Annotated in this window: 14 protein-coding genes; 5 read left to right on the top strand and 9 right to left on the bottom strand. The window is 70.6% G+C overall.

What is annotated here, in order from left to right; all coding sequences use genetic code 11:
* Together H288_RS0117720 and H288_RS0117715 are read left to right on the top strand one after the other, a co-directional pair.
* Positions 1-561, top strand: a complete 561-nt coding sequence (locus tag H288_RS0117720) for a metallophosphoesterase (protein WP_244540074.1) — start codon at positions 1-3, stop codon at positions 559-561.
* Positions 558-1,361 carry a metallophosphoesterase gene (locus tag H288_RS0117715; protein WP_020093921.1) on the top strand — a complete coding sequence of 268 codons (804 nt, stop codon included), beginning with the start codon at positions 558-560 and terminating at the stop codon, positions 1,359-1,361. Before H288_RS0117720 ends, H288_RS0117715 begins: the two co-directional genes overlap by 4 nt.
* A 36-nt stretch (positions 1,362-1,397) precedes the next feature.
* On the opposite strand, the gene H288_RS0117710 is transcribed toward H288_RS0117715, so the two are convergent.
* From H288_RS0117710 to H288_RS0117675, 8 genes are all read right to left on the bottom strand, one after another.
* The gene (locus tag H288_RS0117710; RefSeq protein ID WP_020093920.1) at positions 1,398-2,147 is read right to left on the bottom strand and encodes a DUF4396 domain-containing protein; all 750 of its coding nucleotides are present in this window, start codon (positions 2,145-2,147) and stop codon (positions 1,398-1,400) included.
* The gene (locus tag H288_RS0117705; protein WP_020093919.1) at positions 2,144-2,890 is read right to left on the bottom strand and encodes a glutaredoxin; all 747 of its coding nucleotides are present in this window, start codon (positions 2,888-2,890) and stop codon (positions 2,144-2,146) included. Before H288_RS0117705 ends, H288_RS0117710 begins: the two co-directional genes overlap by 4 nt.
* 38 nt (positions 2,891-2,928) lie before the next feature.
* On the bottom strand, positions 2,929-6,102 hold the full coding sequence (locus tag H288_RS0117700; RefSeq protein ID WP_020093918.1) for a CusA/CzcA family heavy metal efflux RND transporter: 3,174 nt from the start codon (positions 6,100-6,102) through the stop codon (positions 2,929-2,931).
* Entirely contained in the window at positions 6,099-7,697 is a 1,599-nt protein-coding gene (locus H288_RS0117695) for an efflux RND transporter periplasmic adaptor subunit (protein WP_020093917.1), read from the bottom strand. The genes H288_RS0117700 and H288_RS0117695 overlap by 4 nt, the downstream gene beginning before the upstream one ends.
* A complete protein-coding gene (locus H288_RS0117690) occupies positions 7,694-8,104 on the bottom strand; it encodes a FixH family protein (RefSeq protein WP_020093916.1) in 411 nt (136 codons plus the stop codon). Before H288_RS0117690 ends, H288_RS0117695 begins: the two co-directional genes overlap by 4 nt.
* Before the next feature lie 81 nt (positions 8,105-8,185).
* A complete protein-coding gene (locus H288_RS0117685) occupies positions 8,186-8,611 on the bottom strand; it encodes a hypothetical protein (protein ID WP_020093915.1) in 426 nt (141 codons plus the stop codon).
* Between the two features lie 87 nt (positions 8,612-8,698).
* Positions 8,699-8,899, bottom strand: coding sequence for a heavy-metal-associated domain-containing protein (locus H288_RS0117680; protein ID WP_020093914.1), 201 nt, complete (start codon positions 8,897-8,899; stop codon positions 8,699-8,701).
* A 158-nt stretch (positions 8,900-9,057) separates the two neighbouring features.
* A complete protein-coding gene (locus tag H288_RS0117675) occupies positions 9,058-11,193 on the bottom strand; it encodes a heavy metal translocating P-type ATPase (RefSeq protein ID WP_020093913.1) in 2,136 nt (711 codons plus the stop codon).
* 64 nt (positions 11,194-11,257) lie between these two features.
* Between H288_RS0117675 and H288_RS0117670 the strand changes: the two genes are divergently transcribed.
* The 3 genes from H288_RS0117670 to H288_RS0117660 all read left to right on the top strand — a co-directional run bounded on the left by H288_RS0117670 (position 11,258) and on the right by H288_RS0117660 (position 13,461).
* Positions 11,258-11,680 (top strand): helix-turn-helix domain-containing protein, encoded by a 423-nt coding sequence (locus H288_RS0117670; protein WP_020093912.1) that lies wholly within the window; start codon positions 11,258-11,260, stop codon positions 11,678-11,680.
* Between the two features lie 115 nt (positions 11,681-11,795).
* On the top strand, positions 11,796-12,767 hold the full coding sequence (locus H288_RS0117665; RefSeq protein ID WP_020093911.1) for a cation diffusion facilitator family transporter: 972 nt from the start codon (positions 11,796-11,798) through the stop codon (positions 12,765-12,767).
* Between the two features lie 7 nt (positions 12,768-12,774).
* Positions 12,775-13,461 carry a transporter gene (locus H288_RS0117660; RefSeq protein WP_020093910.1) on the top strand — a complete coding sequence of 229 codons (687 nt, stop codon included), beginning with the start codon at positions 12,775-12,777 and terminating at the stop codon, positions 13,459-13,461.
* Positions 13,462-13,535: 74 nt separating this feature from the next.
* Here H288_RS0117660 and H288_RS0117655 read toward each other — a convergent pair whose 3' ends face one another.
* Positions 13,536-13,760, bottom strand: coding sequence for a hypothetical protein (locus H288_RS0117655; protein ID WP_020093909.1), 225 nt, complete (start codon positions 13,758-13,760; stop codon positions 13,536-13,538).
* Between the last annotated feature and the right edge of the window lie 121 nt (positions 13,761-13,881).

The following is a 13,881-nucleotide window of genomic DNA, read 5'->3' as shown; positions in this document are numbered from 1 at the left end:
ATGTCACCCCCTCGCACCCTGTTTGTCGCGGACACGCATTGGTCCCATAGGGCGACCTTGGTAGGAGGTGGTCTAGGCCTGAACCGGCCGTTCGCCACCATCGAGGAGCACGACGAGGCTCTGATCGCCCGCTGGAACGCGGCCGTGCGTCCGCAGGATACGGTCTGGCACCTCGGGGACGTCTTCTACCGCTGCCCTGAGGCCCGTGCCCGGGAGATCTTCTCGCGCCTGAACGGCAGACGCTTCCTCGTCAGGGGCAACCACGACCGTATTGGGCAACGGATGCCGTGGGACGGTCCCGTCGTCGACGTCGCCCGGGTGCACGTCACTTGCGATGACGGCACCACGGCCATCGTTTTCGCCAGCCACTACGCGCATCGCGTGTGGCCGGGCATGCACCGCGGCGTCATCCATCTCTACGGGCACTCCCACGGCACGCTGCCCGGCACCGCGATGAGCACCGACGTGGGTGTGGACTGCTTCGACTTCCGGCCCGTCACCCTCGACGAGATCCGCGTGCGCCTGGCCGAGAACGCCTTGGCCGAGGGAGGCGAGCCGTGACCGCCAGTCAGCGCCTCTGGGTTTTTTCGGACCTCCATCAGGAATGGGGAGAGAACGCGTGGGATCCTGCCGCCAACGCTCCGGCCGACGGTTTCGACTTGGCCGTGGTCGCCGGCGACGTACACATGCCCCTGACCAGGGCCCTGGAATGGCTGGGCGAACGCCTGCCTGGTGTCTCGGTCGTCTACGTCCCGGGTAACCACGATGTCTGGTGGGACCGGGGCGAGGACCGCTACACGATCTACGACCAGATCGAGCGTGGACGGGAGCGCGCGGCCGCGCTCGGCATCCGCCTGCTGCTCGACGATGCGGTCGTGATGGGCGGCACGAGATTCCTCGGCGGCACCTTATGGACGGACTTCCGGCTCGGCTCCTACGGGCTCACGCACGCCTTCCGGACCGCCCAGGGGCGCAACGGCATGTTGGACTACCGGCGCATCAGGACGGGGCCCCGTTCCCGGAACAGGATCGAGCCGGGCCAGGTGCTGGCGATGCACCGGGCGACGCAAGCCTTCATCGAGGCCGAGCTAGCCCTACCCCATGATGGCCCGACGGTCGTCGTGACCCATCACGCACCGCATCCGGCCAGCCTGTCGGATCCGCATGCCGATCTGTCTTGGTGCTACGCCTCGGATCTAACGGACCTGATCCAGGAGCGCGGGCCGGACTTGTGGATCCACGGGCACGTGCATCACGCGGTGGATTATCGGGTGGGGCGTACGCGGGTCGTCTGCAACCCGCGGGGTCATGCCGACGAGCGGACGGGTTTCGATCCCGGGATGGTCTGCACGCTGGGATGAGCCATCGTGTTCGAATAGAGCCACGGGTGTCGGAAGCTACATCCGCTCCTTGATGCCGGCCCTCACGAGCCACCAGTTCACCGGGTAGCTGGTGAGGAAGCCCGCCACCATGGCGGTCTGCATGGCGAACCAGAACTCGACTGAGTTGACCGGTGCCTGCCGCCCCGCCACGTGCGGGAACAAGTAGAACTGGGCGAGCGCCATGAAGCCGTACATGCCGACCTGCCACGAGATCAGCGACAGGGTGTCGGCCTTGATGGCCGCGACCAGTCCCTTGCCGGGCGAGAGACCGCGCATCGGCACGATGGCGTAATACTGGAACACGATCCCGAGGGCGTAGGCGAAGACGAAGTCCAGCACCCAGACCGCGTACATCTTCTCGTCGAACAGGGAGTGCCAGCCGAACCAGACCGCCACGGCCGGCACCAGGAAGGCCAGCCACTCGGCCGCGACGTCGCCCAGCATGCAGCCGCTGCCGCAATGGAGCGCCCCCGTCCCGACCATCACGGGGAACGGTGTCCGCGTCATGTTCGGGGGCTTTTCGCCCCGCTCCATGGCGTGGTGGTGCGCCTCCATCGTGGCGAGCCGCCCGTAGCGGAAGTAGGCCCAGACCACGGCGAGCGTGCCGAACAGGGCGCAGACCGGCCAGACGACGTTCATCACCGCCATGTGCTGCGGGTGCCGGATCACCTGCACCGACAGCAGGAGCGAGCAGGCGGCCCCCAGCAGGAGGGACGCGACGGAGAGGGCATGGAGCCAGCCCGGGGCGGCGAAGGCGGCGCTCAATGGTGCATCCCCAGCATCCAGAGGGCCATGGCGACCATCATCACGTTCTCGGTCAGCGAGACGAAGCCGAGCGGCACCTTGCTCGACCCGCCGACGCAGGCGCACTTGATGTCCCGCTTGTCGACGTAGACCGCCTTGAACACCGACACCGCCCCGACCGTGCCGATGAACAGCGCCACCGGGATCGAGATCCAGTTCAGGGCGCCGGCCACCATCAGGACGCCGGCGATGCCCTCCAGGAACGGGTAGGCGTAGGCGTAGCGGACCCAGCGACGGCCGAGCAGGTCGTAGCCCAGGAACATCGAGGAGAAGCTCTCGACGTCCTGCAGCTTCAGGAGGGCCAGCACGCACATGCTGAAGGCGATGAACCACTCGGCGGCGCGCATCGTGAACGGCGTGCCGGAGACGGCGTAGCTCGCCGCCAGCGCCATCAGCGCCGTCATCGAGAACACCGCGATGACGGGCACGTAGGTCGTGGCGTTCGGATCGTTGGCGGCCTTGCCGAAGTGGCGCTGGAGGTCGTCGAAGCCGCCGACGCGCTCGCCGTTGATGAAGGTCTGCGGCGTCGACTTGACCTGGTGCTCGGCCTTGAACCGGTCGGTCTCCGCCCGGTCGGTCAGGAGGTGGTCCTCGACCTCGAAGCCCTTGCGTTCGAGGAGGTCCTTGGCCTTCAGGCCGTAGGGGCAGGTGTGCTCGGGGGTGACCATCCGATAGAGGACGGCCTTGCGAGCCGGTGACGACATGGATTGCTCCTTCGATGCAAGTTTGGGGGGCGGCGTCGCTACTCGGCGGCGACCCGGTGATGTGTCGGCTCCTCGACGGCCGTCGCCTGGGATTGGTTGCCCGGCGGTAGCGTCCAGCCCTTCACGAGCGCGTAGACGGCGGGGATCACGATGAGGGTGAGCACCGTCGAGGAGACCATTCCGCCGATCATCGGCACGGCGATGCGCTGCATCACTTCCGAGCCCGATCCAGTGCTCCACAGGATCGGGACGAGTCCGGCCATGATGGCGACGACCGTCATCATCTTGGGCCGTACCCGCTCGACCGCACCGACCATGATGGCGCCGCGCATGTCCGCCCGCGTCGGGGGGCGCTCCTCGCGTCTGCACCTGGCCAGCACCTCGTCCCAGGCGTGGTCGAGGTAGACCAGCATGATCACCCCCGTCTCCGCGGCGACGCCGGCGAGCGCGATGAAGCCCACCGCGACGGCCACCGACATGTTGAAGCCCATCCACCACAGCAGCCACACCCCGCCGACCAGGGCGAAGGGCAGCGACAGCATCACGATGAGCGTCTCGGTCAGCCGCCGGAAGTTCAGGAAGAGGAGCAGGAAGACGACGAGCAGCGTGAGCGGCACCACGATCCGAAGCCGCGCCTCGGCCCGCTCCAGGTACTCGTACTGCCCGCTCCACTGGAGCGTCGTGCCCTGGGGCAGCGTCACCTCGTCGGCCACGGCTTGGCGCGCCTCGGCCACGTAGCCGCCGAGGTCGCGTCCGGCGATGTCGACGAAGATGTAGACCGCGAGCTGCCCGTTCTCGGTGCGGATCGAGGTCGGCCCCCGCGTCATCTCCACCTTGGCCACCTCGCGCAGGGGCACCGTGCCGCCGACCGGCAGGGGCACCTGCACCTCGTCGGCGATGGCGCGCGGGTCCGAGCGGAAGGCGCGGGGGTAGCGCACGTTCACGGTATAGCGCTCGCGACCCTCGACCGTGTTCGTCACGGCCTGCCCGCCGAGCGCCGTCGCGATGACGTCCTGCACGTCACCGACCATCAGCCCGTAACGGCCCAGCGCCTCGCGGTCCGGCGTGATGTCGAGGAAGTAGCCGCCGATGACCCGCTCGGCGTAGGCGCTCGACGTGCCGGGCACGTTCCGGACCACCGCCTCGACCTGCCGGGCGACGCCCTCCATCTGCTTCAGGTCGGTGCCCAGCACCTTGATGCCGACCGGCGTCCGGATGCCGGTCGAGAGCATGTCGATGCGCGCGCGGATCGGCTGCGTCCAGGCGTTCGACACGCCCGGGAACTGCAGGGCCGTGTCCATCTCCGCCTTGAGGCTCGCCAGCGTCACGCCCGGCCGCCACTCCGCCTTCGGCTTCAGCGTAATGACCGTCTCGAACATCTCCATCGGCGCCGGGTCGGTCGCCGTGTTGGCGCGCCCGGCCTTGCCGTAGACCGAGGCCACCTCGGGGAAGGACTTGATGATGCGGTCCTGGGTGGCCAGGAGCTCGGCCGCCTTGGTCACCGAGATCCCCGGCAGGGTCGTCGGCATGTACAGCAGGCTGCCCTCGTCGAGGTCGGGCATGAACTCGGAGCCGAGTTGCCGGGCCGGCCATGCGGTCGCCGCCAGCACGCCCGCGGCGAGCAGGATGGTGAGCACCCGCGCCCGCAGAACGCCGGCGATGAGCGGCCGGTACAGCCAGATGAGCAGGCGGTTGAGCGGGTTGCGGTGCTCGGGGACGATCCGCCCGCGTACGAACAGCACCATCAGCGCCGGGACCAGGGTCACCGACAGCAGCGCCGCGGCCGCCATGGCGAAGGTCTTCGTGTAGGCGAGCGGCCCGAACAGCCTGCCTTCCTGGCTCTCCAGGGTGAAGATCGGCAGGAAGCTCACGGTGATCACGAGGAGCGAGAAGAACAGCGACGGCCCGACCTCGCTCGCTGCCTCGACCAGGATCTCGACCCGGGGCTTGCCCGGCGGCGCCCGCTCCAGGTGCTTGTGGGCGTTCTCGATCATCACGATGGCGGCGTCGATCATGGCGCCGACCGCGATGGCGATGCCGCCGAGGCTCATGATGTTGGCGCCGATTCCGAGCGCCTTCATGCCGGCAAGCGCCATCAGGATACCGACCGGCAGCATCAGGATGGCCACCAGCGCGCTGCGGACGTGCAGGAGGAACACCATGCAGACCAGGGAGACGACGATGCTCTCCTCGACCAACGTGTGTCGCAGGGTGTCGATGGCCGCGTCGATGAGTTGGGAGCGGTCGTAGACCGGCAGGATCTCGGTGCCGGCCGGCAGGCTCTTGGCCACCTCGGCGAGCTTCGCCTTGACCCCCTCGATGACGCTGAGGGCGTTCGCGCCGAAGCGCTGCAGGACGATGCCGCCCGCGACTTCGCCCTCGCCGTTCATCTCGGTGATGCCGCGCCGCTCGTCCGGCCCGAGCTCGACGCGGGCCACGTCCCGAACCCGCAGCGGCGTGCCGCCGGAGGTCTTGAGCACGATGTTCTCGATGTCGGAGACGCCCTTCAGGTAGCCCCGGCCGCGCACCATGAACTCGAACTCGGACAGCTCGACCGTGCGGCCGCCGACGTCGGCATTGCTCGACCGGATCGCGTCCCGGAGCTTGGTGAGGCTGATGCCCTGGGCGCGCAGGCGGTTCGGGTCGACCACCACGTTGTACTGCTTCACGAAGCCGCCGACGCCCGCGACCTCGGCCACGCCCTCGGCGCGCGAGGCGCCGAAGCGGATGACCCAGTCCTGGATCGAGCGCAGCTCGGCGAGCGTCCGCTCCTTGGCCACGACAACGTATTGGTAGACCCAGCCTACGCCGGTGGCGTCGGGTCCGAGCGTCGGCGTCACGCCCGCCGGAAGCTTGCTGCCGGCCGCGTTGAGGTACTCCAGCACCCGCGAGCGGCCCCAGTACGGGTCGGTGCCGTCCTCGAAGATGACGTAGACGAAGGACACGCCGAAGAACGAGAAGCCGCGGACCACCTTCGCCCGCGGCACCGTCAGCATGGCGGTGGTCAGCGGATAGGTGACCTGGTCCTCGACCACCTGGGGCGCCTGCCCCGGGTACTCGGTGTAGACGATGGCCTGCACGTCCGAGAGGTCGGGGATGGCGTCGAGCGGTAGCGTCCGCAGCGCCAGCACGCCGGCGGCGACGGCGAACACGGTCCCGACCAGCACGAGGACGAGGTTGCGGGCGGACCAGCCGATGAGGCGCGCGATCACGGCGTGCCTCCCGCGCTCAAAGCCTGCCGGTCGTCCTTCGGGGCCGCCAGGGCCTGCAGCGCCGCCTTCAGGTTGCTCTCGGCGTCGATCAGGAAGTTCGCCGCCGTCACCACCCGGTCGCCGACCGCGACGCCGTCGCGGATCTCGGTGTAGCCCTCGCCGCGGACGCCGACCTTCACCGCCCTCGGCTCGAAACGGCCCTCGCCGCGGTCGAGGAGCACGACCTGGCGCTCCCCGGTGTCGATGACGGCGTCGTCCGGCACGGCCACCACAGGCTTGGCGTCGCCGGTGGCGATCTCGACGTCGGCGTACATGTCGGGCAGCAGCGAGCCGTCCGGGTTCGGCAGCTCGATGCGCACCCGCGTTGCCCGGGTGTCGGCGTTCACCTGCGGGTAGATCACCGCGACCTTGCCGGAAAAGGACTTCCCCGGGGCCGAGCGAAGGCGGACGGTCACGGGCTGGCCCACGCGCACCGCGGCAAGGTCGCGCTCGGGCACGTCGGCCAGCACCCACATCGTCGAGATGTCGCCGATCCGAAACAGGGTGTCGCCGGCGGCGGCCTTCATGCCCTCGATGGCGGTCCGCTGCAGGACGAGGCCGTCCCGGGGCGAGGACCACGTGACGGCCATCGGCACCGTCCGGGTGCGCACCATCTCGTCGATGACGGCTTCGGAGACGTTCAGGTTCTGGAGCCTTCTACGCGCCCCGTCGAAGCCGGGGTTCGCGATCAACTGGGCCGCGGCCGCGTTGATCTCGGGCGAGTAGACGTGGACCAGGGCCTGGCCCTTCCGGACGCGGTCGCCGGTGGTGACGTTCTCGACGTGGTCGACGTAGGCGTCGGACCGGGTCGCTATGACGGTCACGCGCCGCTCGTCGAGGGCGACCGTGCCGGGCACGCGCACCGGCTGCGCCACGACCCGCCGGTCCACGACCTCGGTCCGCACGCCGGTCCGCTGGACCTTGCCGGGCGAGACGGTCACGACGTTTCCGCCCTCGTCCTCGCCCGCGTAGACGGGGATGTAGTCCATCCCCATCGAGTCCTTCTTCGGCACCGGCGAGGTGTCGGGCAGGCCCATGGGGTTGCGGTAGTACAGGACGCGCCGGTTGCCCGGGCCGGGTCCGGCCGACCCTGCCGCCATGCCGCCTTCGCCGCCCTTGCCCATGCCGCCCTTGCCCATGTCGTGGCCGGCCATACCGTGGCCGCCCATGTCTTGAGCCGCCATGCCGGCGGGCCTGGCCGTGTCCTCGGCGTCCTCCACGTCGAAGCGCACGTCCTCGCTGGTGTGGACTGCCCGGAACTCCCGACCGTCCCCCGTCACCATCGGCGCGAGCGAGTAGACCGGCTTCCCGTCCGGGTCCCGGTAGTAGACGACCGGGCCGGACGGGGCGGCGGGCCGGGCCGCCGCCGGCACCGGCGCCGACGGCACCAGGCGAGCGAGGCCGTCCCTCGCCCTGTCCACGAGCGCGATCGGCAGGCTCTCCGCCATTCGACCCGCGAGGTCGGACACGGCGGGACCGTCGTGCCCGGTCCAATACCCGGCGGACCCCGCCGCGAGCGCGGCGAGGACCCCGGCGAGCCATGCGGACCGGTTCATTTCCCGGCCTGGATGATCAGCTTGTCCTCGACCGTGCCGGTCTCGCCCTGGACCTTCGCGGCCAGCGACAGGCGCCAGCGGCCCTGCATTCCGAGATGGGCCTTGAAGCGGTAGATGCCGGGCTCGGTCGAGGGCACCTGCTCGACCTTGGTGGCCATCTCCTCCATGGCGTCGGGGGCCATGTCGAGCCGCTTGGCGAAGACCACGGCGTCGGTCACCGGCTTGCCGCTGCGCTTGTCCACCAGCCGGACGGCGAGGACGGCGTCGCCGACCTTGGCCTCCGGCTGGACAAGTTGGAACTGGTAGTCCTTGGTGTCCGCGAATGCGGACGCGGTGAGGGCCGGCACCGACAGCACGGCACCGAGCAGCGCCGCCGTGAGCGGGCGCGCGAGGGTGTTCTTGATCACGGGTGTCATCTCCTGAACGCGATGGGTGCCGGCGCGCAGGCGCGCGGCATCGTGCCGGCGCTCACGCCGGCGGCATCGGGTTCAGGCTCGGGGAGGCTCGGGTAGCGGCGTCCCGTGCACGCTCGCGAACGGGGATGGCGCGGGCCAGGCCACGTCCGCCCGCCTCCCGACGGGCGCCGGGAGGACGACCGCCGTGGGCAGGAGCGAGGTGACGGAGGCGAGGCACAGCGCCATCAGCGGGCAGCCCTTGGCGCAATCCGGCCTGGCGGCCTTCTCGTGCGGACAGCAGGGCATGTCGTCCATGGCCATATCCGCCATGTCGACGTGACCGGAGCCGTCGTCGGCCATGCCCATATCGGGCATGGCGTGGCCGTGATGGTCGTGGACGGCGGCCGGCATCGCGGCGTGCATGCCCGCGGTGGCCGCAGGAGCGGTCACCGGCGTCAGGGCGAGACTGAGGACCGCCAGGAGCGGCAACAGTCGCCGGAGGGCGAGCCAGAACGTCACGAATGAAGGATGCCAAATTCCGGGCCGGCGCGATAGTCCAGCCGATGGTCTCGGTAACGGCGAACGCGCCGGTTGGTTGCGCTTGGCTCAGGCTGGCTCGGCCGGATAGCCGGCCTCTGCGATGGCCCGGGCGATCCGGTCGGCAGGTCCCGTGGTTCCCGACACGGTGACCAGCTTCGCCCCGAGGTCGACCTCGACGCCTGCGTTCGGCTCGACGGCCTGCACGGCGCCAGTCACGGACTTGGCGCAGCCGCCGCATCCCATCTTCTCGACCTTCAAACGGATCATGACGCACTCCTTCGGATGACGTCCGGATGAGATGGGGCTTCCCACCGTGGGAAGGTCAAGGGCGTCGTCTGGCTCGGTTCGAGCGCCCCGATGCGGAAACCGGCCCGGGTGGGCGCCGGACATCCCGACTTGGTCGCGCATCCGCGGCCCATCCATGCCTAGGCCAGCCTCAGCCGCAGCAGCCGCAGCGCGTTCCCGGTCACCAGCACGGTGGCGCCCGTGTCGGCCAGGATGGCCGGCCAAAGGCCGGTGACGCCGGCGATGGTGGTGACGAGGAACACCACCTTGAGGCCGAGCGCGATGGCGATGTTCGCCCGGATGTTGGCCAGCGTCCGGTGCGAGAGCTCGACCATGCGCGCCACGTCGGCGACACGCCCGTGCAGGACCGCCGCGTCGGCCGTCTCCAGCGCCACGTCGGTGCCGCCGCCCATCGCGATGCCGACATCGGCGGCCGCGAGCGCGGGCGCATCGTTGATGCCGTCGCCGACCTTCGCCACGACCGCACCGCCGGCCTGGAGCCCGCGCACGATCCCCTGCTTGTCCTCCGGCAGGAGTTCCGCCCGCGTCTCGATGCCGAGGGCGTCGGCCACGGCCCGGGCCGTGCGCGCGTTGTCGCCGGTCAGCATGAGGCTCCCGATGCCCTCCGCTGCGAGGCGGTTGATGCCCGCCTTCGCATCGGCCCGAGGTTCGTCCCGCATCGCGATCAGCCCGGCCACCGACCCGTTCGCGAGGAGCACGGACACCGTCTTGCCTTCGCCTTGGAGGGCGGAGACCTGCGCCGCCTCCCCGGGCGCGAACGGCGCGCGGGCGGCCACCTCGCGCGGGGAGCCGAGGAACAGGTCGATGCCCCCGACCTTGCCGGCGACGCCCTTTCCGCCGAGGGCCTGCGCCCCGAAGGCCGGGGGGACCGGCGCCCCGACCTCGGCGGCCTTGGCCAGGACGGCCTTGGCCAGCGGATGGGAGGAGCCGCCCTCCAGCGCCGCGGCGAGCGACAGCACGTCCCGCTCGGACCGTCCGAAGGCCACGACGTCGGTCACGGCCGGCTTGCCCTCGGTCAGGGTGCCGGTCTTGTCGAACGCGACCGTCGTCACGGCGGCGAGGCGCTCCAGGACGGCGCCGCCCTTGATGAGGAGACCGCGCCGCGCACCGGCCGAGAGCCCGGCGGCGATGGCGGCCGGCGTCGAGATCACCAGCGCGCAGGGGCAGCCGATCAGCAGGATGGCCAAGCCCTTGTAGACCCACTCGCCCCAGGGCGCCCCGGCCAGGAGCGGGGGCGCCACGGCCACGAGGGCCGCCACCGCGACGACGGCCGGCGTGTAGACCTTGGCGAACCGGTCGATCAGCCGCTCGGTCGGTGCCTTCGCCTCCTGCGCCTCCTCGACGAGCCGGACGACCCGGGCGATGGTGTTGTCGCGCGCGGCCGCTGTCACCCGCACCCGGACGACGCCGTCCCCGTTCATCGTGCCTGCGAAGACCGCGTCGCCCGCCACCTTGGGCCTGGGCACGCTCTCACCGGTCACGGGCGCCTCGTCGACCGCGGTCTCGCCATCGAGGACCGTCCCGTCCGCCGGGACCCGGTCGCCGGGGCGAACCAGCACGGTCGCCCCGACGCGGAGGCTCGCCGCCGGAACCCGCTCGGTCGCGCCATCCCGCTCCAGTAGGGCGGTGTCCGGCACGAGGCCGGTGAGCCCGCGGATGCCGGCCCGGGCACGGCCTGCGGCCACGCCCTCCAGGACCTCGCCGACCAGGAACAGGAAGACGACGGTGGCCGCTTCCTCGGTCGCCCCGATGGCGGTGGCGCCGACTGCGGCTATCGTCATCAGCGTCTCGATGGAGAACGGCGTGCCGTAACGGGCCGCCGACAGGGCCCTCCGCGCGACCGGCACCAGCCCGACCGCCATGGCGGCGAGGAAGGGCCAGCGCCCGGTCGCGGGCGCGACCTGGCCGACGACGTAGGCCAGCACCAGGGCCGCGCCGCAGGCGAATGCCAGCAGCGCCTTCGGCGCCCGCCACCAGGGGAGATCCGCGGCCTGTTCCCAAGGTGTGGCCGCGTCCGGGTCCTCCGCGCCGTAGCCGAGACCGCGCACCGTCGCGGCGATGGCCCCGGCGCTCGTCCCCGGTCCGTGCCGGACCGTGAGGGTCTCCGTCGCCACCGACACGTCCACCGACTCGATGCCGGGGAGCCGCCGGACCGCCGTCTCGACCTTGGCCGCGCAGGAGGCGCAGTCCATGCCCGTGACCCGCAGGCGCGTCGGGGTCGCGTCGATCCGGTCCAGGGTCGCGGCGTCGCTCATGAGGGGTGCCTTCCGTATCGCCTGGGGGACCCTACTTCCTCTAGCGACTGGAGGAGCAAGCGGCATGAGGCCCATCGCCATCGGGGAGCTGTCGCGCCGCACGGCGGTGAAGGTCCCGACCATCCGGTTCTACGAGGGGCGGGGGCTGCTCCCGAGGCCGGAGCGCACGGACGGCAACCGACGCAGCTACGGCGAGGCCGACGTGCGCCGCCTGCGGTTCATCCGGCACGCCCGGGAGCTCGGCTTCGAGATCGAGGACATCCAGGCCCTGCTGGACCTCGCAGGGCAGCCCGACCGCCCCTGCGGCGAGGCCGACGCCATCGCCCGCAAGCACCTCGCCGACATCGACGACCGGATCGCCCGGCTCACCGGGCTCCGGCAGGAGGTCCAGGCCATGGTCGAGCAGTGTTCCGGCGGGCACGTGCGGGAATGCCGGATCATCGAGGTCCTGGCCGACCACGGCGAGTGCCTCAGCGAGCGGCACTGAATGGCGGGGTGCGGCATTTCAACCTTCAACGCCGCCTTGCTCCTCCAGCGACTAGAGGAGTTACGGCCCCCGCATGCATCGAGGCCCGGCAGGGTCGGGGGCGAGAGGGTCGACGATGACGGGACACCACGACCACGACGGTCATGACCATGATCAAGGCGGGCACGAGCACCACGACCACGGTCACGGCGGCCTCGGCCATGTCCATGCGCCCGCGAACTTCGGCAAGGCCTTCGCCATCGGCATCGGCCTCAACCTCGCCTTCGTCGCGGTCGAGGCGATCTACGGCGTCCTCGGAAACTCCGTGGCCCTCCTCGCGGACGCCGGCCACAACCTCTCCGACGTGCTCGGCCTGGTCGTGGCCTGGGTCGCCTCGGTCCTGGCGAAGCGGTCCCCGAGCGCGCGCTACACCTACGGGATGAAGGGGTCCTCGATCCTGGCATCCCTGTTCAATGCCGTGTTCCTCCTCGTCGCGGTCGGCGCCATCGGATGGGAGGCCATCCAGCGGTTCGGCGAGCCCGCCCCGGTCGCCGGCAAGACCGTGATGGTCGTCGCCGCCGTCGGCATCCTCGTCAACGGGATCACCGCCTGGCTGTTCGCCTCCGGCGCCAAGGGCGACATCAACATCCGCGGCGCCTTCCTGCACATGGCGGCGGACGCGGCCGTTTCCGCGGGCGTGGTCCTCGCCGGCCTCGTGATCCTCTACACCGGGTGGACCTGGCTCGATCCGGTCGTGAGCCTCGGTATCGTCGCCGTCATCGTCTGGAGCACGTGGGGCCTGCTTCGCGACAGCCTCGCGATGTCGCTGGCGGCGGTTCCTCCGGGCATCGACCCGGCCGCGGTCCGCGGTCACCTGCAGAGCCTGCCTGGCGTCGCCGCCATCCACGACCTGCACATCTGGTCGATGAGCACCACGGACGTCGCCCTGACGGCCCACCTCGTCATGCCGGGCGGGGCGCCGGGGGACGCGTTCCTCATGGAAGCGGCCCACGCGATGGATGGGCGATTCGGGATCGGCCACACCACCCTGCAAGTCGAGACGAGCGCGGACAACGCCTGCTCGCTCGTGCCCGATCACGTGGTCTGAGGTCGGGATGCAAGCCTGGGCCTACACCCTGATCCCCGTGGCGGCGGCCATCCTCGGCGCCGCCGTCGCCGTCAACCTGCGGCCGGGACCCGTCCTGGTCAGCGCCGTCCAGCACTTCGCCGCCGGCGTGGTCTTCGCCGCCGCGGCCGGCGAGATCCTGCCCGACCTCAAGCACACGGGCTCGGTCTGGGCCATCGTCCTCGGGGGCGGGGTCGGGATCGCGGCGATGCTCGGCGTCCGGACGCTGGAACGGCGCCTGGAAGGCCCCGTCGGGCTGATGGCCGTCACCGGCATCGACATCCTCGTGGACGGCCTCGTCCTCGGCATCGCCTTCGCGGCCGGCGCCAAGGCCGGCATCCTCCTGACGGTGGCCCTCACCATCGAGGTGCTGTTCCTCGGCCTGACCGTCGCCAACGAGCTCGGCGAAGGCGGCGGATCGCGCTGGAAGGTCGTCGGCGCGACCGCCGGGCTGGTCCTGTTGCTCCCCGTCGGAGCCTTGCTCGGCGGCCCCGTCGCCGCGATGCCGGTCGCGGTCCAGGGCGGCTTCCTGGCTTTCGGCCTGATCGCGCTTCTCTACCTCGTCACCGAGGAGCTACTCGTCGAGGCGCACGAGACCGAGGATCGACCATGGGTCACCGCGATGTTCTTCACGGGCTTCCTCTTGCTGCTGCTGCTTGAGGAGATGGTCGGATAGGCGGGGGGCCGCACGCCCCGATCCACGGTCACCCCATCGACGTCCGCATAGACGGACCGTTCGGACCCGCGACGTCAATCGTCGAAGTCGTGGTGATGATGATGACGCCGCTCGCCGTAAAACGACCTGTCCTCGTAGCGGCGCGGATGATGATGCTCGACGACGACGTCGTCATGGTCCCCGTGCCGGTAGACCTCGACGTGGTCGTGCGGGCGCCGATAGCCGTAGCCCCCGTCGTAGTATTGGGCGGAGGCCGCGGCCGGGGCGAGGATGGCTGCGGCCGCCGCCAGGGCGATCATGCGTCGTCTCATTGCCGGTCTCCCAGTCCTTGGATCGGGACAAGCTGCCGAGGCGGCGTTGAACAGGGACTGAAGACGATGTTCAGCACCCCGGTGGCTTGTGGCCGACCGCTTGAATCGC

This window comes from Methylobacterium sp. 285MFTsu5.1, from assembly GCF_000383455.1.
GTDB lineage: Bacteria > Pseudomonadota > Alphaproteobacteria > Rhizobiales > Beijerinckiaceae > Methylobacterium.
Note: the sequence above shows the minus strand (reverse complement) of the source record. Positions and strands in the feature narration are given on the sequence as shown.

Excerpts from the sequence above, each read along its gene's own strand:
- H288_RS0117675 (WP_020093913.1), bottom strand. The coding sequence starts at position 11,193 with ATGAGCGACGCCGCGACCCTGGACCGGATCGACGCGACCCCGACGCGC.
- H288_RS0117655 (WP_020093909.1), bottom strand. The coding sequence starts at position 13,760 with ATGATCGCCCTGGCGGCGGCCGCAGCCATCCTCGCCCCGGCCGCGGCC.
- H288_RS0117680 (WP_020093914.1), bottom strand. The coding sequence starts at position 8,899 with ATGATCCGTTTGAAGGTCGAGAAGATGGGATGCGGCGGCTGCGCCAAG.
- H288_RS0117665 (WP_020093911.1), top strand. The coding sequence starts at position 11,796 with ATGACGGGACACCACGACCACGACGGTCATGACCATGATCAAGGCGGG.
- H288_RS0117720 (WP_244540074.1), top strand. The coding sequence starts at position 1 with ATGTCACCCCCTCGCACCCTGTTTGTCGCGGACACGCATTGGTCCCAT.
- H288_RS0117705 (WP_020093919.1), bottom strand. The coding sequence starts at position 2,890 with ATGTCGTCACCGGCTCGCAAGGCCGTCCTCTATCGGATGGTCACCCCC.
- H288_RS0117660 (WP_020093910.1), top strand. The coding sequence starts at position 12,775 with ATGCAAGCCTGGGCCTACACCCTGATCCCCGTGGCGGCGGCCATCCTC.
- H288_RS0117670 (WP_020093912.1), top strand. The coding sequence starts at position 11,258 with ATGAGGCCCATCGCCATCGGGGAGCTGTCGCGCCGCACGGCGGTGAAG.
- H288_RS0117695 (WP_020093917.1), bottom strand. The coding sequence starts at position 7,697 with ATGAACCGGTCCGCATGGCTCGCCGGGGTCCTCGCCGCGCTCGCGGCG.